A 19,600-nucleotide genomic window follows, 5' to 3' on the forward strand; every position below is an offset into this window, starting at 1 on the left:
CAAAAGTGACCCGCCGTAAGGGCGGAACCCTAAGCCGCCGTTACCGCAGCAATGGATATACACACCGCCCTCACAGCCGACCAAGCTTTGTGAGAATGGTCGGACAAGACCCCGATTCGAACCGAATTTTCCGACGAGTTCTGGCGGTTGCCGGGTGGGAAGAACCCTGGCTAACCTTTCCCCGTCGCTGCCAATTCAGCGTCCGGGCGTCGCGGCCCGAAAACTTGGTAATCCATTTCCTCTTTGGAGTACCGCAATGAGTGACAAACCACTACCACCTTCAGAAACCAATAACGCTTCTCCTGACTCCAGCCATAACACGAAAGGGCTCGATGAAGCCGCCAAACGCGCCCTCGACTATTACCTCGGCCCAAAACCCGAAGCCCAAAAAGAAACCCACCTCAAACCAGCTATTCACGGTAGTGGACGGCATCGACACCGAATGCCTCCTCACCAACCTCAGCGAAACCCTGGCCTCCGCCAATGCCACGATCAGCGACCTGGCCTTCGAACTTGAAGGCTCGCGACGGCATGTCGCCTTGGGGGTACAGCAGCTGATTGAACTGTGTGCATTACTGGCCAATCGAGTGCTGGACGAACGGGTGCCGGTGGCGGAAGGCTAGAAGAGCTGCGAAGGCGAACGCCGAACCTGTGGCGAGGGAGCTTGCTCCCGCTGGGTCGCGAAGCGGCCCCCAACCTGAGACCTCGGTGCATCAGGTGATCGAGTCGCTGCTTTTGGGGCTGCTGCGCAGCCCAGCGGGAGCAAGCTCCCTCGCCACAGGGGAATACGTGGGCTTCGAAACCGTGGCTCAATCCAGCCCAAGCTTCTTCAACCGATACCGCATCGACCGAAATGACAACTTCAACCGCTGCGCCGCCGCCGTGCGGTTCCAGCGGGTCTCCTCCAGCGCCTGGAGGATGAGCTTGCGCTCGACCTCTTCCAGGTAATCCTCGAGATTGTCGACCTGCATCAAATCGGGATTGCCCGCCTCAGTCGCATTGCCCTCGGCCAGACGCAGGTCATCCGCTTCGATCAGTTGCTGTTCGCACAAGGTATAGGCCCGCTCAAGCATGTTCTCCAATTCCCGCACATTACCCGGGAAACGGTAGTTCTGCAGGGCTTCCAGGGCTCGCGGATGGAGCTTTGCCGCAGGGCTGCCGGTGGTGCTGGCCAGGCGCTGGAGCATGTGGTTGGCCAAGGGCTCGATGTCTTCGCGGCGTTCGCGCAAGGGCGGGACGCGCAGTTCGATGACGTTCAGCCGGTAATACAGATCCTGGCGAAAGCGCCCGGCGGCGACTTCGGCGTCGAGATCCTTGTGGGTGGCGCAGAGGATGCGCACATCCACCACTTCTTCCTGCTGGCCGCCCACGGCGCGCACGGCCTTTTCCTGGATGGCTCGCAACAGCTTGACCTGCATCGCCAAGGGCAGGTCGGCCACCTCATCGAGGAACAAGGTTCCGCCATGGGCGGCCTGGAACAGCCCAGGCTTGTCTTCGATGGCGCCGCTGAAGCTGCCTTTTCGGTGGCCGAAGAACTCGCTTTCCATCAGTTCCGTGGGAATCGCCCCACAGTTGACCGGTACAAAACGCTGGTTGGCACGGGGGCCTTGTTCGTGGATCAACCGGGCGACCAGTTCCTTGCCGCAGCCCGATTCTCCGCTGATGTACACCGGGGCCTGGCTGCGAGCGAGTTTCTCGATCTGCTTGCGCACACCGAGCATGGGGGGCGAGTCGCCCAGCAGGCAGCGTTCGAGGGTGCTGGTCGGTATGGCGACCGATGGCAGGCGCAGGGCGCTGGTGACCAGCTCCCGCAGCCGACCCAGGTCGACCGGTTTGGTCAGGAAGTCGAAGGCGCCGGCCTTGAGGGCGTCGATGGCGGTTTCCAGGCTGCCGTAGGCGGTGATCATCGCCACGGGCAGTTGTGGATAACGTTGCTGGATGTGCTGCACCAGTTCCAGGCCGGTACCGTCGGGCAGGCGCATGTCGGTCAGGCACAGGTCGAAGGCATCCCCTGCCAGCAGGGCTTGGGCCTCGGCAAGGTTCTTGGCGCTGCGGGTGTCGAGTTTCATCCGGCCCAGGGTGATGTCCAGGAGTTCGCGGATGTCCGGTTCGTCATCGACGATCAGGATTCGTTGCCGTGAGCGATTGTTCAAATCTGTTTCCGTCCGTGAGCAAAAGTGATGCGAAAGCAGCCGCCGCCTTGGCGTGGTTTGAAGTCTAGGCGGGCCTGGTTGCTTTCGCACAGCTCACGGGACAGATAGAGCCCAAGGCCGGTGCCCTGGCTGCTGGTGGTAAAGAAGGGTTCGAACAGATGCGCCTGCTGCTCGGGCGTGACACCGGGGCCGTTGTCGATGATGTCCAGGGTCGACAGCTGGCTGTGAGGGTCGATGAACAGTTTCAGCCAGGCCTCGGCCTGTTCGTGGGCCATTGCGCTGTGGCGCCAGGCGTTGCGCAGCAGGTTGTCGAGCACCTGGGTGAGCTGGTCGGGGTCCATGAGCGTGGTGTGGTCGCCCGGGTCGATGCTCAAGTGCAATTGCTGGTGGTCGGCCATGCTTTCGCGGGTCTGCCGGACGAACTGATCGAGCCAGGTCCGCAGGTCGAGGCGCTGGGGTGTGGTTTGCTGGCGGCGAGACAGCTGCAAGACGTTTTCAATGACGCGATTCATTCGTTGGGAGTGATCTTGAATAATCTGCGTCAGACGCCGATCCGCGTCGTTCAGTTCCTCGGATTCGCGCAGCAATTGCGCCGCGTGGCTGATGGCGCCCAAGGGGTTGCGGATTTCATGGGCGATACCGGCGGTCAGGCGCCCGAGGGAGGCGAGCTTGAGCTGTTGGGCGTGTTGGGCCACTTGGGCCAGGTCTTCGAGAAACACCAGGATCTGCTGCTGGTCGTTGTGGCCCAGGGCGATGAAGCTCGGTTGCAGGGTCAGGCCCGTGCCGCTGATGGTCAGGCTGGGCGGGCGCAGGCTGGGGTTGTTCAGCCAGAGTTGCAGGCGCTCGACCAGGGCGCTGGAGCAATCGTCGATCGGTTGGCCGACCAGGTCGTGCATGCCCAGCAGGTTCAGCGCGCTTTCGTTGGCCAGTTGGACCCGACGCTGGCGGTCGAGCACCAGGATGCCGGTGCGCATGCGTTGCAGGATCAGGGCATTGAGGGCTTCCAGTCCGACCACTTCGCTGGCCCGCTGCTCGGCCAGGGTTTCGCTGGCTTCCAAACGTCGGGTCAGGCCCTGCACCAGCAGCGCGGCGGCAAAACACAATGCCCCGAGGGTGCCGGCTTGCAAGTAACTGCTGGGACGGTTCGAGTCGCTCAAGCCAAGAAATAAACTCGAACCGACGATGCCAAGGGTGGCGACGGCCGCGATCAACAGGCCGATCCGGCCGCGCAGCAGCGTATTGCCGATGGCCACCGAGACGATGATCAGGTTGCCGATGGCGCTGGGGGCGCCGCCCGCGGCGAAGAACAGCCACGAGAGCAGCAGCACGTCGGTCAGGGCCAGGCCGAACAGCCGGGCAGGGCGGCGGGTGTTTTCCAGGAACACCACCAGCAGGATATTCAAGACCAGGTACAACCAGCTGCCACTGCGCAACAGGTCGTCGTTGGCGTATTCCAGCAGGCGGTTGTCCATGTTGCTGGAGATCAGCAGCACCAGGGTGATGCCGATACTCAGGCGGTACAGGTGGTAGAGGCGCAGCAGGCGCTGCGCCTGTTTGATGCGTGGGCTTGTAGCCTCAGCGCTCACGAGTGCCCGGGCCTTGCTCAAGATGAGCCTGGCTGCAATACCATTGCTGTTCGAGGGCCAGTGCCCGGTCACGGGGCAGGTGTACGCCGCAATGGGCGCAACGGACCATGGGCGGTGCGTCCTGTTCCTGGGTGGGGCGGGACGCGCGGCCGCCGGTCTTCTTCACCCCGCGAAAGATCCAGATAGCGAAGGCAACGACTGCGAACAAGATCAATAAACGAAGCATGATGGGCGGCTTTTTGGCTAGAGATCAGGCAGTTTAGCCAAGGACAGGAACGGCGCACAGCGCAATAAAACCCGGGCACAAAAAAGGGAGACCGTCGGGTCTCCCTTTTTGCAGGTGCCTTGGCTCAGTCGAACAGGCCGAAGGTCATGTAGCTGAACCACGAGCGGTCGCTGGAATCGCTCTCAGGCTCTTCTTCCTCGATCACGTCGCCATTTTCATCCTTGGGCTTGAGTTCGTTCGGGATGGCTTCCTTGGCATCCTGGAACTGGCGCTGTACGTCCTGGTTGGCGCGGGTTTCGCCCGGCGGCAGCGGTGGACGGGACTCGATCAGGCCCAGGGTGGCCTTGCTCAGCCACGAACGGTTGTCGGCTTCGTCAACGCGCGGGGTGAACTGGCCGTCGACCAGCGAAGGGTGATCCGGGTAGTTCAGCTTGAGGGTTTCCAGGCTGGTGGCGGCCAGGTCGTCCAGGTGCAGGCGCTGGTAGGCTTCGGTCATCACCGCCAGGCCATCACCCACCGAAGGGGTTTCCTGGAAGTTTTCCACCACGTAGCGGCCACGGTTGGCGGCGGCGACGTAGGCCTGACGGGTCAGGTAGTAGTCGGCCACGTGGATTTCGTAGGAAGCCAGCAGGTTGCGCAGGTAGATCATGCGCTGCTTGGCATCAGGCGAATAACGGCTGTTGGGGAAGCGGCTGGTCAGCTGGGCGAACTCGTTGTAGGAGTCGCGCGCGGCGCCCGGGTCACGCTTGGTCATGTCCAGCGGCAGGAAGCGCGCCAGCAGGCCGACGTCCTGGTCGAAGGAGGTCAGGCCCTTGAGGTAATAGGCGTAATCGACGTTCGGGTGCTGTGGGTGCAGGCGAATGAAGCGCTCGGCGGCGGACTTGGCGGCTTCCGGCTCGGCGTTCTTGTAGTTGGCGTAGATCAGCTCCAACTGGGCCTGATCGGCGTAGCGACCGAACGGATACCGCGACTCCAGCGCCTTTAGCTTGGCGGTGGCGCTGGTGTAGCTGTTGTTATCCAGGTCGTTCTGCGCCTGTTGGTACAGTTCGACTTCGCTCAGGTTTTCGTCTACGACTTCCTTCGACGAGCAAGCAGCAGTCAATGCGAGGATGGCGATCAGCAGCAGGTGTTTCACTTGCATGGCGGCTTGCGTCCCTATGACGGCCGCTGTCTTGGGCGGGGCCGTCCTGTTATGATGAGCGCCCCGTTGAAAGCCTCGGGGCAAAAGACGCCGTATTTAACCACAAGCGCGCAGCCGAAACCAAAGGCTGTGCCGACGCCCAGTCCGAGCATGTCCGATAAAATAGAACTTCGCGCAGAGGTGCCGTCCGATTTGGGCGGCCAACGCCTCGATCAAGTCGCCGCACAACTCTTTGCCGAGCACTCTCGCTCGCGCCTTTCCGCCTGGATCAAGGACGGCCGCCTGACTGTGGATGGGGCGGTGATCCGTCCGCGCGACATCGTCCACGGCGGTGCCATCCTCGAGCTGACTGCCGAGCAGGAGGCCCAGGGAGAATGGGTCGCCCAGGACATTGCCCTGGACATCGTCTATGAAGACGATGACATCCTGGTGATCAACAAGCCCGCGGGCCTGGTGGTGCACCCGGCGGCCGGTCATGCCGACGGCACGCTGCTCAACGCCTTGTTGCACCACGTGCCGGACATCATCAATGTGCCCCGTGCCGGCATCGTCCATCGCCTGGACAAGGACACCACCGGCCTGATGGTGGTGGCCAAGACCATCCAGGCGCAGACACAGCTGGTCACACAGCTGCAAAGCCGCAGCGTCAGCCGCATCTATGAGTGCATCGTGATCGGTGTGGTCACCGCCGGTGGCAAGATCAACGCCCCGATCGGTCGCCACGGCCAGCAGCGCCAGCGCATGGCGGTGATGGAAGGCGGCAAGCAGGCGGTCAGTCATTACCGCGTGCTGGAGCGTTTCCGTTCCCACACCCATGTGCGGGTCAAGCTGGAAACCGGCCGTACCCACCAGATTCGCGTGCACATGGCCCACATCAACTTCCCGTTGGTGGGCGACCCGGCCTACGGCGGTCGTTTCCGCATTCCGCCGGCCGCCAGCCAGACCATGGTCGAATCGCTGAAGAGTTTCCCGCGCCAGGCGCTGCACGCGCGTTTCCTGGAGCTGGATCACCCGACGACCGGCAAGCGCATGAGCTGGGAATCACCACTGCCGGATGATTTCGTCTGGTTGCTGACGTTGCTCAAGCAGGACCGCGAGGCGTTCATCGGATGAGTGACTGGCTGACACCCGACTGGCCCGCGCCGGCCCGGGTCAAGGCCTGCGTCACCACCCGCGAGGGCGGCGTCAGCCTGGCGCCGTTCGACAGCCTCAACCTGGGCGACCATGTCGGCGACGACCCCACGGCCGTCGCCGAAAACCGCCGCCGCCTCACCGATCCCTTCGCCATCACCCCGGCCTGGCTGCAGCAGGTCCACGGCATTGCCGTGGTCGAGGCTGACCCGACCCAGGTGGCGACCGCCGATGCCAGTTGGACCGCCACGCCGGGTATCGCGTGCACGGCGATGACCGCCGATTGCTTGCCGGTGTTGTTCTGCAACCGTGCCGGCACCCGCGTCGCGGCGGCCCACGCCGGTTGGCGCGGGTTGGCGAACGGTGTGCTGGAAGCCACCCTCGACAGCCTTGCCGTGCCTGCGGATGAAATCCTGGCCTGGCTCGGCCCCGCCATCGGCCCGCACGCCTTCGAAGTCGGACCGGAAGTGCGTGAAGCCTTCATCGCGCAGCTGCCCCAGGCGGCACAAGCCTTCGTCGCGAGCCCCAACGCCGGAAAATTCCTGGCCGACATCTACGCATTGGCACGGCTGCGTCTGGCGGCACGGGGTGTCACGGCCGTTTACGGCGGCGGTTTCTGTACCGTGACCGACCCACGTTTCTTTTCCTACCGGCGCAATCCGCGCACCGGTCGCTTCGCCTCGCTGATCTGGATCGAGCGCTAGACTTCTCTGATCTGCATCAAGGGCGCCCGGCTTGAATCTTCCAGAATCGACCACATCTATAACGGTATCTGGCAGGTTTCTTCATTCAGGATGTTTTCTAGGTCCGGCCTGCTCATTAGGAAGGTGACCCATGCGTATTGATCGTTTAACCAGCAAACTGCAATTGGCCCTGTCCGATGCCCAGTCCCTGGCCGTCGGCCTGGACCATCCCGGTATCGAACCGGCGCATTTGATGCAAGCCATGCTCGAACAGCAGGGCGGCTCCATCAAGCCGCTGTTGATGCAGGTCGGCTTTGACGTCAACAGCCTGCGCAAAGAGTTGGCCAAAGAACTCGACCAGTTGCCCAAGATCCAGAATCCGACCGGTGACGTGAACATGTCCCAGGACTTGGCGCGGCTGCTCAACCAGGCCGATCGCCTGGCCCAGCAGAAGGGCGACCAGTTCATTTCCAGCGAGCTGGTGCTGCTCGCCGCCATGGACGAGAACAGCAAGCTCGGCAAGTTGCTGCTTGGCCAAGGGGTGAGCAAGAAAGCCCTGGAAAACGCCATCAACAACCTGCGTGGCGGCGAAGCGGTCAACGACGCGAACCACGAAGAGTCGCGCCAGGCGCTGGACAAATACACCGTCGACCTGACCAAGCGTGCCGAGGAAGGCAAGCTCGACCCGGTGATCGGTCGCGACGATGAGATCCGCCGCACGATCCAGGTGCTGCAACGCCGTACCAAGAACAATCCGGTGCTGATCGGTGAGCCTGGCGTGGGTAAAACCGCCATCGCCGAGGGCTTGGCCCAGCGCATCATCAACGGTGAAGTGCCGGACGGCCTCAAGGGCAAGCGTCTGTTGTCCCTGGACATGGGGGCTCTGATCGCCGGTGCCAAGTACCGCGGCGAGTTCGAAGAACGGCTCAAGTCCCTGCTCAATGAGCTGTCCAAGCAGGAAGGGCAGATCATCCTTTTCATCGACGAACTGCACACCATGGTCGGTGCGGGCAAGGGCGAAGGCTCGATGGACGCCGGCAACATGCTCAAGCCAGCGTTGGCCCGTGGCGAGTTGCACTGTGTTGGCGCGACCACGCTCAACGAGTACCGCCAATATATAGAGAAAGATGCGGCCCTCGAGCGGCGCTTCCAGAAAGTGCTGGTGGAGGAACCGAGCGAAGAAGACACCATCGCCATCCTGCGTGGCCTTAAAGAGCGCTACGAAGTTCACCACAAGGTGGCGATCACCGACGGCGCGATCATCGCGGCGGCCAAGCTCAGCCACCGCTACATCACCGACCGGCAATTGCCGGACAAGGCCATCGACCTGATCGACGAGGCCGCGAGCCGCATCCGCATGGAGATCGACTCCAAGCCCGAAGTGCTGGATCGTTTGGAGCGTCGCCTGATTCAACTCAAGGTCGAGTCCCAGGCCCTGAAGAAAGAAAGCGACGAAGCGGCGAAGAAACGTCTGGAGAGGTTGCAGGAAGAAATCGTGCGTCACGAGCGTGAGTATTCCGACCTCGAGGAAATCTGGAACTCGGAGAAAGCCGAGGTTCAGGGGTCTGCGCAGATTCAGCAGAAGATCGAACAGTCTCGCCAGGAACTGGAAGCGGCTCGCCGCAAAGGCGACCTCAACCGCATGGCCGAGCTGCAGTACGGGGTGATCCCGGACCTGGAGCGCAGCCTGCAAATGGTCGACCAGCACGGCAAGAGCGAAAACCAGTTGCTGCGCAGCAAGGTGACCGAGGAAGAGATCGCCGAAGTGGTTTCCAAGTGGACCGGCATTCCCGTCTCGAAGATGCTCGAAGGCGAGCGCGACAAGCTGCTGAAGATGGAAAGCCTGCTGCACCAGCGCGTGATCGGTCAGGAAGAGGCGGTGGTGGCGGTGTCCAACGCCGTGCGCCGGTCCCGAGCCGGGTTGTCGGACCCTAACCGTCCGAGCGGCTCGTTCATGTTCCTCGGCCCGACCGGTGTCGGTAAAACCGAGCTGTGCAAGGCACTGGCCGAGTTCCTCTTCGATACCGAGGAGGCGATGGTGCGCATCGACATGTCCGAGTTCATGGAGAAACATTCCGTGGCACGGCTGATCGGTGCACCACCGGGTTATGTCGGTTATGAAGAGGGCGGTTACCTGACCGAGGCCGTGCGTCGCAAGCCGTACTCGGTGATCCTGCTCGATGAGGTCGAGAAGGCGCACCCGGATGTGTTCAACATCCTGCTGCAAGTGCTGGAGGATGGTCGCCTGACCGACAGCCACGGGCGCACGGTGGACTTCCGCAACACGGTGATCGTGATGACTTCCAACCTGGGCTCGACGCAGATCCAGGAGCTGGTGGGTGATCGCGAGGCGCAGCGCGCGGCGGTGATGGACGCAATCTCTACCCACTTCCGGCCGGAGTTCATCAACCGGGTCGACGAAGTGGTGATCTTCGAGCCGTTGGCCAGGGATCAGATTGCCGGGATTACCGAGATCCAGTTGGGCCGCCTGCGCAGCCGCCTGACCGAGCGCGAGCTGAAACTGCAATTGAGCGATGAGGCGTTGGACAAGCTGATCGCGGTGGGTTACGACCCGGTCTATGGCGCTCGGCCGCTGAAGCGGGCGATCCAGCGCTGGATCGAAAACCCGCTGGCGCAGCTGATTCTGTCGGGTCGCTTCATGCCGGGCGAAACCGTGACCGGTACGGTGGAGAACGACGAAATCGTCTTTAACTGATAGCCGGGACTGCTGGCGATTGAAATGGCCTTGCCTTGCGAGGCCATTTTTTTCATCAGGCCGTTGAACTCAAAGGAAAAGGCTTGTAAAGTGCGCCCCGCAGTACGTCACCCCAAGGGTTACTTCTCACTGAGAAGGAATCCAAAATAAGTTGCAAATCATTGTCTTGAAAGCAATTTAAGGGGTTGACAGAGGTTTTGAAAATTGTAGAATAGCGCGCCTCAGACACACGAACGCAGCGATGCAGACGGTGAAAGAGGTTGAAGCGAGATTCAACGATGTAGCTTCAAATTGCAGTAACTTGAAATATCAGTTCCGTGATAGCTCAGTCGGTAGAGCAAATGACTGTTAATCATTGGGTCCCAGGTTCGAGTCCTGGTCACGGAGCCATTTCAATCGGGGTATAGCGCAGTCCGGTAGCGCGCCTGCTTTGGGAGCAGGATGTCAGGAGTTCGAATCCCCTTACCCCGACCATATTTGGGTCGTTAGCTCAGTTGGTAGAGCAGTTGGCTTTTAACCAATTGGTCGTAGGTTCGAATCCCACACGACCCACCATTTTTGAAACCAGCTCGCTGGAATCGAATCTTAAGATCAGAGGCCAAAAGCACTGATCGAGGAAGGCGACTTGCAAAGGTCGCCTTTTTTTTACCGGGGTATAGCGCAGTCCGGTAGCGCGCCTGCTTTGGGAGCAGGATGTCAGGAGTTCGAATCCCCTTACCCCGACCATATTAAAAATCCTCGTATCGAAAGATACGGGGATTTTTTTTTTTTGCCTGGAATAAAGTGGATTGACTTAAGTCATCGTACAACTTGCCGATAACCCACCGACAGGGGCCCGGCCCCACCTCGGGCCAACAATAAAAAAGGCACCCCTATGTTTCTTCGTCAGTTGAATATCGCCCCCCGCGCCGCGCTGGGGTTTGCCTTGATCGCCGTGTTGGTGGCGTTGCTCGGGGTGTTTGCGCTGGGGCAGATGTCGAGCATTCGTGACAGTGAAGTCGCTGTGGAAACCCAATGGCTGCCTAGCATTCGCGGGGGTGACGAGATTCGCGAGTGGATGTTGCGGATCCGCACGATCTCCCTGCGTATGGCCCTGGACCAGGATCCGAAGAACATCCCGGTGTACCGCGGCCAGATGGACACCCGCGACAAGGAGTTGGGCGAAAAAATCGCGGCTTACGAAAAACTCGTCGTGACGCCTGAAGGCAAGGCCCTTTACGACCAGTTCAAGCAGACGTTCGCTGCGTACCGTACCGGTATCGCGCAATCCTTCACCCTGGCGGAACAGGGGCGTCGGGATGATCTGATCAAGTTGCTGCTGGTGGACATGAAGACCGTGGTGGACGGTTCCGGCAAGCAGCTCAACGATCTGGCGGAGTTGTTCTCCAAGCAGGTGTCCATCGAGAGCCAGAAGTCCCAGGAGCACTACGCCAATTCCCGCATGATCGTCAGCCTGTTCATTGTGCTTGCCGCCCTGGCCACGGTGGCCTTGGCCATGTTGCTCACGCGCAGTATCGTCAAGCCCCTGGGCGAGGCGCTGGATGCTGCGGAGAGCGTCGCCCGGGGTGACTTGACCCGACCGATCGAAACCCATGGCAACGACGAAGTCAGCCGTTTACTCAAGGCGTTGGCGGCCATGCAGCAGAATCTGCGCGAGACGTTGCAGGGCATCAGCGGCTCGGCCGCGCAACTGGCCACGGCAGCCGATGAGCTGAACGCCGTCACGCTCGACAGCACCCACAGCCTGCAGCAACAGAACAACGAAATTGAACAGGCTGCCACCGCCGTCACCGAGATGACCACCGCTGTGGAGGAGGTTGCTCGCAATGCGGTTTCCACTTCCGATGCCACGCGTCAGTCCAGTGAGTCGGCATCCCTGGGGCAGCAGCGGGTCAGCGACACGGTCGAGGCCATTGGCGCCCTGGCTAACGATGTGCAAGTGACCGGCGGCCTGGTGCAATCCTTGGCCAACCAGTCGCAGGATATCGGCAAGGTGCTGGACGTAATCCGCGCCATCGCCGAGCAGACCAACTTGCTGGCCCTCAACGCGGCCATTGAAGCGGCCCGGGCGGGAGAGAGTGGACGTGGCTTCGCGGTGGTGGCCGACGAGGTGCGGGCGCTGGCTTATCGCACGCAGCAATCGACCCAGGAAATCGAGCAGATGGTCCAAGGCATGCGCAGCGGTGCCACCCAGGCACTCGATTCCATGCAGGCCAGCTCCAGTCGTGCGGCAAGCACCCTGGCGATGGCGGAGCGGGCAGGGGAAGCGCTGCACACCATTACGGCGTCGGTCAGCGAGATCCATGAGCGCAACCTGGTCATCGCCAGTGCTGCCGAGGAGCAAGCACAAGTGGCCCGCGAGGTCGATCGCAACCTGGTGAACATTCGTGATTTGTCGGTGCGCTCGGCTTCCGGCGCGGATCAGACCAGCGCTTCCAGCCATGAGTTGTCGCAACTGGCGAATTCGCTGCGCACGATGGTGCAGCGGTTTCAGGTTTGAATGATTGGCTGCGCAGATCGAGTGATATCGTTTAGATAACTATTGACTGCACTGGCGTCTTCGCGAGCAAGCCCGCTCCCACAGGAGATCGCGTACTCATGTGGTACTCGCTCTCCTGTGGGAGCGGGCTTGCTCGCGAAGACGATGGAACAGGCGATGCACCTCTAAAACTCAGCGCCACCACCAGCGGTTGGCGCTTCGCTTTTTATCCTCAATGCAACTTCAGCCGAGGCTCGGTCCCGCGTCCGATCTTGCTGCCCAGCATCAGCATGGCCGTGCGGAACATGCCGTACAGCGCCATCTGGTGCATGCGGTACAACGACACATAGAACATCCGCGCCAGCCAGCCTTCGAGCATTACGCTGCCGGTCAGGTTGCCCATCAGGTTGCCCACCGCCGAGAAGCGCGACAGCGAGATCAGCGAGCCGTAGTCGGTGTATTTGTAGTCGGGCAGGGCCTTGCCTTCGATCCGCAGTTTCAGCGATTTGGCCAGCAGCGAGGCTTGCTGGTGCGCGGCCTGGGCGCGGGGCGGAACGTTACGATCGCTGCCGGGTTGCGGGCAGGCGGCGCAATCGCCGAAGGCAAAGATGTTTTCGTCGCGAGTGGTCTGTAGCGTCGGCAGCACTTGCAGCTGGTTGATCCGGTTGGTCTCCAGCCCGTCGATATCCTTGAGGAATTCTGGCGCGCGAATCCCGGCCGCCCAGACCTTCAAGCTCGCGTCGATCACTTTGCCGTCCGCGGTAATCAGGCTGTCGGCGGTCACCTGGCTGACAGCGGCGTTGGTCATCACGTTGACGCCGAGTTTTTCCAACGTCTTGTGCACCGGTCCGCCGATGCGTTCCGGCAGTGCCGGCAACACCCGTGGCCCGGCCTCGATCAGGGTGATGTGCATGTTCTCCGGTTTGATCCGGTCCAGGCCATAGGCGTGCAGTTCGTGGGCGGCATTGTGCAGCTCTGCCGCCAGTTCGACCCCGGTCGCGCCGGCGCCGACGATGGCGACGCTGATGCGCTCGACGATATCGGTCTGCCCGGCGTGGGCACGCAGATAGTGGTGAAGCAATTGCTGGTGAAAGCGCTCCGCCTGCTTGCGGGTGTCGAGGAACAGGCAGTGTTGCGCCGCGCCTTCGGTGCCGAAATCGTTGGTGGTGCTGCCGACGGCAATCACCAGGGTGTCGTAGCCCAATTCCCGCGCCGGCAGCAGCTCGATGCCCGCCTCGTCATAGGTGGCGGCCAGCTGGATTCTCTTGCGCTCGCGATCCAGACCGCTCATGCGGCCCAGTTGGAACTCGAAGTGGTTCCATTTTGCCTGGGCAACGTAATTGAGTTCGTCTTCGGAAGAGTTGAGGGAGCCGGCAGCCACTTCGTGCAGCAGGGGTTTCCAGATGTGGGTCAGGTTCGCGTCGACCAGCATCACACTGGCCGTGCCGCGCTTGCCCAGAGTCTTACCCAGACGGGTAGCCAACTCCAGGCCGCCGGCGCCGCCGCCAACGATGACAATACGATGAGTCATGGGGATATCTCGCAAGGCTAAAGGAATTCGGTGCCGTTACCCGCGCGAGCATCAAGCGGCTCATAGCGTCAGGTAACTGATCAGTCGGCTCAACAGGCCCAGGCCAATCGTGATGGCCAGTACCACCACCAGGAGCATCCACGGCCGGAAAGGCCGGCGCTCGACTCGGTGCTGGGACAGTTGCAGGTACTCTTCGACATGCTTCTGGTCGTCTGGGTTCAGGCGGCTGGTCATAAAGGCCTCGTCAGGTAGACGTTGCGGAATGTGAAGACGTTACAGCGTCCGGCTAGCCGGCATTGAAAGCAGCATAGCCGCTCGCCGGCACGGGTTCGACGGCCAGGGGGTCGTCCAGGCGAATGATTCCACTTTTTAACACCCGGGCGGTGATTCCGCCATGGCCGCGTACGGCCTGGAATGTACCTTCGCCGAGGTTTCGCTCCAATCGGGCGCAGGGCTGGCACCAGCCGGTGGTTTCAAAAATGGCCTGGCCGATGCGAAAGCGCCGGCCCTTGAGGCTGAACAGATTGATGCCGCTGACCACAATGTTGCGCCGCAGGGCCTGTGGCAGCACCGGCTGGTCCTCGGGGCGGCCCATCAGTGCGCTGATCACGGCCAGGTGCTCCCATTGGATCAGCGTGACTTGCCGCGCATTGCGCACTCCGGGGCGGGCATGATCGCCGGTCAGCCCGGCCTCCAGGCGCGCCTCCACGGCGTCCAGTTCGATCATCGGTGCGTGGCCTTGGGGGCGCACGCCGATCCAGCGCACACGGCCCTGTTGCGGCACGGCGGCGATCAGCTCCTGCAATGGACTCACAGGCTGATCCCCACATCGAAGACAATGCTGCGGCCCAGGTTGCCCCGCAGGAAGTCCGGCGCATCGGGATGGGCGAACAGCACCCGGGCAAATGTCGGCCCCACCAGCGACAGCGAGCGCCAGCCCTGGCGCAGGTATTCGGTGGGCGGTGGAAAGTGACTGTTGAGGTCCAGCACTTCGCGCTTGAGGCTGGCGAAGGCGATGATGTCCAGATCGCCCAAGTCCATGCCGCGCTCGGTGTAGTTGTGGGCTTTCTTGCGCAGCGTCGGGGCCAGGCGCAGCAGGAATTCATTGGCCGGGATCCGCCTGGGCTTGGCTTCGCGCCGCACCAGTTGGCTCAGGGAAAAGGCGCTGCGGCGGCGTTGCAGTTCATCGCGCCATTCGTCATTGAGGCGACGGCCCTCGTCGAGCACAAAAAACACCTCGAAATTGGCATCGCGAAACAGTACGTCCGGCGGCTCCCCGGCCGGGGCGAACTCGTCGGCCCGATAAGGCACGTTCAGCCCTTGCAGCAGACGCTGGCAGACCCAACGCTCACGCTCCCATTTGCGGGCATTGGAAAGAAAGGCGTTGGCTTGCTCGGCCGCGATGGTCAGCAGGCGTAAGTAATCGGAGTCATCCATGAGCCCAAGCTTAGCGTTCAAATGTGGCCAAAAAAAATAAAGCTGCTGTGATGGGGCGAAATTTTCGCTCAGGCAGGTAATGCTGTTGCCACAAAACTCATGTACACCGCAGACCCCATTGTGGGAGCGGGCTTGCTCGCGAAGAGGACAGCACATTCAACATCATCGTTGACTGTAATGCCGCCTTCGCGAGCAAGCCCGCTCCCACAGGATGAACCTCAGGCAGGGCCCGGCAGGCCATCCTGTTCAGCCTGACGCGCCAACCAGGCGCAGAAAAGATCCCGTTTCTTGCTGTGTTGCGCGCTGCGCTTGGCGATATAGGTGTAGCGGCTTGGCTGAAATCCGAACGGTGCCACCAGGCGACCCAGGCGAATGTCATCGGCCACCAGGTGCCATGGCGCGACACCAATCCCCAAGCCGGCAATTGCCGCCTCCAACGTAAAGTAATAGTGCTCGTATTCCAGTCCGGCCGGCGCGCTGGCGGGGTATCCCATCGCATCGCCCCAGTTCGCCCAGGCATCCGGACGGGTTTTGGTGTGCAGGAGGGGATGGCGAAAAATCGAGCTCAAGTCAGTCAATTGGATACGCGCGGATAAGGACGGCGCCAAGACGATGCCCAAGCGTTCGGGGAACAACAGGACGGTGTTTTTGCATTCATCCACGACGTCCTGTTCTGCCGTGATCATCACGTCATAACGGTCCCGCCCCGGGTCGGTCCCATGGATCGGTGAACTCAAGCGGATCTTGATCTGCGGGTAAGTTGTATTGAAGTCGAAAAGACGGGGAATCAGCCACTTGACCGTGAACGTGCTGAAGCAGGACACGTCCAGGGTGCCGGTCGCCGTGTCTCGGACCCTGCCCACCGCGGCCTCGATCTGATCCAGCGCGGCCGTCAATTCCGGCAGGAGTTCTTGCCCGGCAGGGGTGAGCTGCGGTTTGTTCTTTGGACCTTCGAACAGGTCCACGCCAAGGCTCAGCTCCAACTGACGGACCTGGCGACTGACAGCACCCGGGGTGACGGACAACTCTTCGGCGGCCGCATTCATCTTGCCCAGGCGGGCAGCCGCCTCGAAGGTACGCAGTGCATTCAATGGGGGTAGGTGACGTTTCATGAAGTGACTTTAACTCAATTACATCGGGCGCATAAATCGGTATCCGGTACGGTGGGGATTTCGCAGAATTCCTCGGCTTCCTGGGGCTTGACGATTGTTTGACGTCGCGGCGACTGGGGAGAACTTCCCCAATCAATTGAGAGCAACTCACATGCCATTCGTTCGTACAGCCGTCATCAAGGGCACCAGCCAGTCGCAACGCCAGCGCATTGTCGAGGGCATACACCAAGCGCTGGTCGAGAGCATTGGCATGCCCGAGGATGAATTGTTCAACCTGGTCACGGACTACGATCCCGAGCAGTTTTTCTACAGCCGCACGTTTAACGGTGTGGATCGTTCAGACCATTTGATCGTGATTGAGATTACGATGCGCAGGGGCCGCAGTGATGCGATGAAGCGCGAGCTCTACAAAAAAATTGCCGACAACCTCGGGATTCAAGCCCGGGTTCGTCCACAAGACGTTTTCATCTTCATGCATGAGAATGACTATTCGGATTGGTCGGTTGGCTTTGGTAGGTTTGCAATGGCTCTGGTACAACAACCAGGAAGTGTCGCTCCCCAATAGCGAACGAACGGAGTAACCATGATCGGTGCCGAACTGCTCTCCTCGCAGACCCAGGCGGCCGGCTGGCTGGTGTATGTGCCGGTGTTGGCCTGGGCCGTGGTGCGGGCACCGTGGGTCGAGCTGTTCACCGACAGCCGTCGCCAGCATCTGTTATTCGGCACGGTGCTGGCGTTGTTCATGCTGTGGCTGGTACGCCGGGATTTCGATACGGGTGTCTCGTATCATTTCATCGGCATGACCGCCGTGACGTTGCTGCTGGACTGGCCGTTGGCGGTCCTGGGTGGCTTGTGCGCGCAGCTTGCGCTGGTGCTGCTGGGACGCCAGGACATGGCGGCGGTCGGGGTCAACGGCGCGCTGCTGATCTTGCTGCCGGTGCTTATCACCGAATGCTGCGCGATCCTGGTGGAGCGCGCCCAGCCACGCAATCTGTTCGTCTACATCTTCTGTTCGGGGTTTCTCGCCGCCGCGCTTTCGGCATTGGCGTGCCTGCTGCTTGGGCTTGGCCTGCTGTGGTACGACGGGATATTCGCCATGCCTTACTGGCTGGAGGATTTCATCGGCTACCTCTGGCTGATCATCTTTCCCGAGGCGTTCATCAACGGCATGGTGATCAGTGCGTTGGTGGTGTTCAGCCCCGAATGGCTGGAGACCTTCAACCGCACGCGCTACCTGTCGGCGCCGTGGAACGATGATGACAAGCCTTGATTCACGTCAAGGCTGCTCCATCACACGCCCTTCATGCTCTGGAAAACTTCCAGGAGCACAACCATGAGTGTTTATGAGTGGGCCAGACAAGAGATCAGGCGTAGCCACGATGCCGCAATGGAGATCGGTTTCGACCCGGGCTTGAGCCTGCGTGCCTTGCTCAGTGCCATCGTGCAGCAGAGCAAGACCGTGCGCAGCGCTGAAGACCTGGCCGACGAGTTGAGTTTCCTGGCGGAAAACCTCGACGATGAACAGGATTACGGTTTCATGCGGCCTTAGGGGATAACTCCGTTACCTGAGATGACAATGAGCCTGTGGCGAGGGAGCTTGCTCCCGCTGGGGCGCGTAGCGGCCCCTAAAAAACGATGAGTGCTTCGCGCTCAAGCGGGAGCAAGCTCCCTCGCCACGTTGATTCAGACCGGGCCTTAGTGATGGGAGCGAGGATTGAAGTCTTCGCTGAACAACTCATCCTCGGCGTCCGGGGCCACGGGGATCTTGTGTTCTTCCGACGCCCAGGCGCCCAGGTCGATCAGTTTGCAGCGGTCGGAACAGAACGGCCGGAATTTGCTCTCCGGGCTCCATTCCACGGGTGCGCCACAGGTTGGACAATCAACGGTTGGGGTTTGGCTCATGATTGGCCTCCACGCAAAGTAAGGTAAAAGTGATGCAGGCGCTCGACCTCGCTGTGCAGCCAGGCGAGGTCGCGGTCGTTGACCACCACGTCGTCGGCATGGCTCAGGCGATCCTGGCGGCTGGATTGGGCCTTGAGGATCGCTTGGACCTGCTGCTCGCTGGTCTGGTCGCGCTGTAAGGTACGTTCGATCTGCAATTGTTCTGGCGCGTCGATCACCAGGATCCGCTGGGTCATGGCGTACTGGCCTGACTCGATCAACAGCGGCGACACCAGGATCGCGTAGGGCGATTGTGCCTGGGCCAGGTGATGGGCGATTTCCTCGGCGATCAACGGATGCAGCAGTGCTTCGAGCCAGCGGCGTTCCTCGGCCTGCTCGAAAATCAGCTTGCGCAGCGCCGTACGGTCCAGGGCGCCGTCGGCCTGTAATACGCCTGGGCCGAAGTGTTCGGCGATTTTCGCCAGCGCCGGGCGCCCGGGCTCGACCACCCAGCGTGCGGCGTGATCGGCGTCGACGGCGTGCACACCCAGATCGATAAAATGCTGGGCCGCCGCGCTCTTGCCGCTGCCGATGCCGCCGGTCAGGCCGAGGATCCAGGGTTTTTCCAAAGGGTTATTCATAAAAGATCGACATTAGAAACCGACAGACTGCCAGTAGAAGTCGGTTATTTGACCACCCCAGAGCAAGGCAATCCAGCCGGCAATGGCCAGATAAGGCCCAAAGGGGATTTGTGTCGACCCGGGCGCGTCACGCAGGCGCAGCACAATGACCCCGATAACGGCGCCCACCAGCGACGACAAGAGCAGCGTCAGCGGCAGGATTTGCCAACCGCCCCAGGCGCCCACCATCGCCAGCAGCTTGAAGTCCCCGTAGCCCATGCCTTCCTTGCCGGTGATCAGCTTGAACACCCAGAACACCGACCACAGCGCCAGGTAGCCGGCCACCGCGCCCCACATCGCTTGGTCCAAGGGAACGAACAGGCCGAAGCTGTTGACGATCAAGCCCAGCCACAACAACGGCAGCACCAAGGTATCGGGCAGCAATTGATGCTCGGCGTCGATCAGGCTCATGCCCAGCAGGCCCCAGGTCAACACCATCACCATGCCGGCCTGCCAGCCAAAGCCGAAATGCCAGGCGACGAACGCCGACAACGCGCCGCAGGCCACTTCGGTCAGGGGGTAACGCTTGCCAATGGGCGCGGCGCAGCTCGAACAGCGGCCGCGCAACATCACGTAGCTGAGCACGGGGATGTTTTCCCAGGCGCGGATGCGATGGTCGCAGTGCGGGCACTGGGAGTGGGGCAACATCAGGTTATAGACCGGCCCCGGAGCCTCAGCCGGCAGGCCCAGCAAATCGTGGGCTTGCGAGCGCCATTCGCGGTCGAGCATCTTCGGCAGGCGCCACACCAGCACGTTGAGGAAGCTGCCGATGATCAGGCCGAGCAATGCCGCAACGAGCACGAAAGCCAGGGGGTACAGCACGAAAAATTCGCTCAAGGGCATG

General features: G+C 61.4%; 19 protein-coding genes, 4 tRNA genes and 1 pseudogene. 12 read left to right on the forward strand and 12 right to left on the reverse strand.

The window, feature by feature from the left end; genetic code table 11:
• The first annotated feature begins 256 nt into the window (after positions 1 to 256).
• Positions 257 to 623, forward strand: a pseudogene (locus HU715_RS16750) (DUF6124 family protein).
• A gap of 186 nt (positions 624 to 809) precedes the next feature.
• Here the strand turns inward: HU715_RS16750 and HU715_RS16755 are convergent.
• From HU715_RS16755 to HU715_RS16770, 4 genes are all read right to left on the reverse strand, one after another.
• Positions 810 to 2,153, reverse strand: a complete 1,344-nt coding sequence (locus tag HU715_RS16755) for a sigma-54-dependent transcriptional regulator (RefSeq protein WP_186708976.1) — start codon at positions 2,151 to 2,153, stop codon at positions 810 to 812.
• Entirely contained in the window at positions 2,150 to 3,739 is a 1,590-nt protein-coding gene (locus tag HU715_RS16760) for a two-component system sensor histidine kinase NtrB (protein WP_186708978.1), read from the reverse strand. Before HU715_RS16760 ends, HU715_RS16755 begins: the two co-directional genes overlap by 4 nt.
• On the reverse strand, positions 3,729 to 3,965 hold the full coding sequence (locus HU715_RS16765) for a PP0621 family protein (RefSeq protein WP_186708979.1): 237 nt from the start codon (positions 3,963 to 3,965) through the stop codon (positions 3,729 to 3,731). The genes HU715_RS16760 and HU715_RS16765 overlap by 11 nt, the downstream gene beginning before the upstream one ends.
• Positions 3,966 to 4,089: 124 nt before the next feature.
• On the reverse strand, positions 4,090 to 5,106 hold the full coding sequence (locus HU715_RS16770) for an outer membrane protein assembly factor BamD (protein WP_186708980.1): 1,017 nt from the start codon (positions 5,104 to 5,106) through the stop codon (positions 4,090 to 4,092).
• Between the two features lie 150 nt (positions 5,107 to 5,256).
• Here HU715_RS16770 and rluD point away from each other — a divergent pair, with 150 nt between their 5' ends.
• The 8 genes from rluD (at position 5,257) to HU715_RS16810 (ending at position 12,136) form a co-directional block, all read left to right on the forward strand.
• Positions 5,257 to 6,219, forward strand: a complete 963-nt coding sequence (rluD, locus tag HU715_RS16775; protein WP_186708981.1) for a 23S rRNA pseudouridine(1911/1915/1917) synthase RluD — start codon at positions 5,257 to 5,259, stop codon at positions 6,217 to 6,219.
• Positions 6,216 to 6,941, forward strand: coding sequence for a peptidoglycan editing factor PgeF (gene pgeF / locus HU715_RS16780; RefSeq protein WP_186708987.1), 726 nt, complete (start codon positions 6,216 to 6,218; stop codon positions 6,939 to 6,941). The genes rluD and pgeF overlap by 4 nt, the downstream gene beginning before the upstream one ends.
• A 130-nt stretch (positions 6,942 to 7,071) precedes the next feature.
• On the forward strand, positions 7,072 to 9,636 hold the full coding sequence (gene clpB, locus HU715_RS16785; RefSeq protein ID WP_186708990.1) for an ATP-dependent chaperone ClpB: 2,565 nt from the start codon (positions 7,072 to 7,074) through the stop codon (positions 9,634 to 9,636).
• Positions 9,637 to 9,950: 314 nt separating this feature from the next.
• A tRNA-Asn gene (locus HU715_RS16790) sits at positions 9,951 to 10,026 on the forward strand.
• A gap of 7 nt (positions 10,027 to 10,033) precedes the next feature.
• Positions 10,034 to 10,110: transfer RNA gene (locus HU715_RS16795), tRNA-Pro, on the forward strand.
• Between the two features lie 5 nt (positions 10,111 to 10,115).
• Positions 10,116 to 10,191, forward strand: a tRNA-Lys gene (locus tag HU715_RS16800).
• 94 nt (positions 10,192 to 10,285) lie between these two features.
• Positions 10,286 to 10,362, forward strand: a tRNA-Pro gene (locus HU715_RS16805).
• Positions 10,363 to 10,510: 148 nt separating this feature from the next.
• A complete protein-coding gene (locus HU715_RS16810) occupies positions 10,511 to 12,136 on the forward strand; it encodes a methyl-accepting chemotaxis protein (RefSeq protein ID WP_186709002.1) in 1,626 nt (541 codons plus the stop codon).
• Between the two features lie 211 nt (positions 12,137 to 12,347).
• On the opposite strand, the gene HU715_RS16815 is transcribed toward HU715_RS16810, so the two are convergent.
• The 5 genes from HU715_RS16815 to HU715_RS16835 form a co-directional block, all read right to left on the reverse strand.
• The gene (locus HU715_RS16815; RefSeq protein ID WP_186709009.1) at positions 12,348 to 13,646 is read right to left on the reverse strand and encodes an NAD(P)/FAD-dependent oxidoreductase; all 1,299 of its coding nucleotides are present in this window, start codon (positions 13,644 to 13,646) and stop codon (positions 12,348 to 12,350) included.
• 60 nt (positions 13,647 to 13,706) lie between these two features.
• A complete protein-coding gene (locus HU715_RS16820) occupies positions 13,707 to 13,880 on the reverse strand; it encodes a DUF3094 family protein (RefSeq protein ID WP_039593877.1) in 174 nt (57 codons plus the stop codon).
• 52 nt (positions 13,881 to 13,932) lie between these two features.
• A complete protein-coding gene (locus HU715_RS16825; protein ID WP_186709012.1) occupies positions 13,933 to 14,460 on the reverse strand; it encodes an MOSC domain-containing protein in 528 nt (175 codons plus the stop codon).
• Positions 14,457 to 15,083: a DUF1780 domain-containing protein gene (locus tag HU715_RS16830; protein WP_186709015.1), complete on the reverse strand. Its 627-nt coding sequence runs from the start codon at positions 15,081 to 15,083 to the stop codon at positions 14,457 to 14,459. The genes HU715_RS16825 and HU715_RS16830 overlap by 4 nt, the downstream gene beginning before the upstream one ends.
• A 218-nt stretch (positions 15,084 to 15,301) precedes the next feature.
• Complete coding sequence (locus HU715_RS16835) at positions 15,302 to 16,195, reverse strand: LysR substrate-binding domain-containing protein (RefSeq protein WP_186709018.1); 894 nt, start codon at positions 16,193 to 16,195, stop codon at positions 15,302 to 15,304.
• Positions 16,196 to 16,346: 151 nt separating this feature from the next.
• Between HU715_RS16835 and HU715_RS16840 the strand changes: the two genes are divergently transcribed.
• The 3 genes from HU715_RS16840 to HU715_RS16850 all read left to right on the forward strand — a co-directional run bounded on the left by HU715_RS16840 (position 16,347) and on the right by HU715_RS16850 (position 17,744).
• Positions 16,347 to 16,760: a tautomerase family protein gene (locus HU715_RS16840; protein ID WP_186709021.1), complete on the forward strand. Its 414-nt coding sequence runs from the start codon at positions 16,347 to 16,349 to the stop codon at positions 16,758 to 16,760.
• Positions 16,761 to 16,778: 18 nt separating this feature from the next.
• Positions 16,779 to 17,465 carry an energy-coupling factor ABC transporter permease gene (locus HU715_RS16845; protein WP_186709037.1) on the forward strand — a complete coding sequence of 229 codons (687 nt, stop codon included), beginning with the start codon at positions 16,779 to 16,781 and terminating at the stop codon, positions 17,463 to 17,465.
• A 63-nt stretch (positions 17,466 to 17,528) separates the two neighbouring features.
• Positions 17,529 to 17,744, forward strand: coding sequence for a hypothetical protein (locus HU715_RS16850; RefSeq protein ID WP_053125334.1), 216 nt, complete (start codon positions 17,529 to 17,531; stop codon positions 17,742 to 17,744).
• Between the two features lie 146 nt (positions 17,745 to 17,890).
• Here HU715_RS16850 and yacG read toward each other — a convergent pair whose 3' ends face one another.
• The 3 genes from yacG to HU715_RS16865 are packed head-to-tail and all read right to left on the reverse strand — an operon-like array spanning position 17,891 to position 19,599.
• Positions 17,891 to 18,097, reverse strand: coding sequence for a DNA gyrase inhibitor YacG (gene yacG, locus HU715_RS16855; protein WP_186709040.1), 207 nt, complete (start codon positions 18,095 to 18,097; stop codon positions 17,891 to 17,893).
• Positions 18,094 to 18,717: a dephospho-CoA kinase gene (gene coaE, locus HU715_RS16860; protein ID WP_186709043.1), complete on the reverse strand. Its 624-nt coding sequence runs from the start codon at positions 18,715 to 18,717 to the stop codon at positions 18,094 to 18,096. Before coaE ends, yacG begins: the two co-directional genes overlap by 4 nt.
• 12 nt (positions 18,718 to 18,729) lie before the next feature.
• Positions 18,730 to 19,599, reverse strand: a complete 870-nt coding sequence (locus HU715_RS16865) for a prepilin peptidase (RefSeq protein ID WP_186709046.1) — start codon at positions 19,597 to 19,599, stop codon at positions 18,730 to 18,732.
• Position 19,600: the final 1 nt, after the last annotated feature.

It is taken from the genome of Pseudomonas zanjanensis, assembly GCF_014268745.2.
Classification (GTDB): domain Bacteria; phylum Pseudomonadota; class Gammaproteobacteria; order Pseudomonadales; family Pseudomonadaceae; genus Aquipseudomonas; species Aquipseudomonas zanjanensis.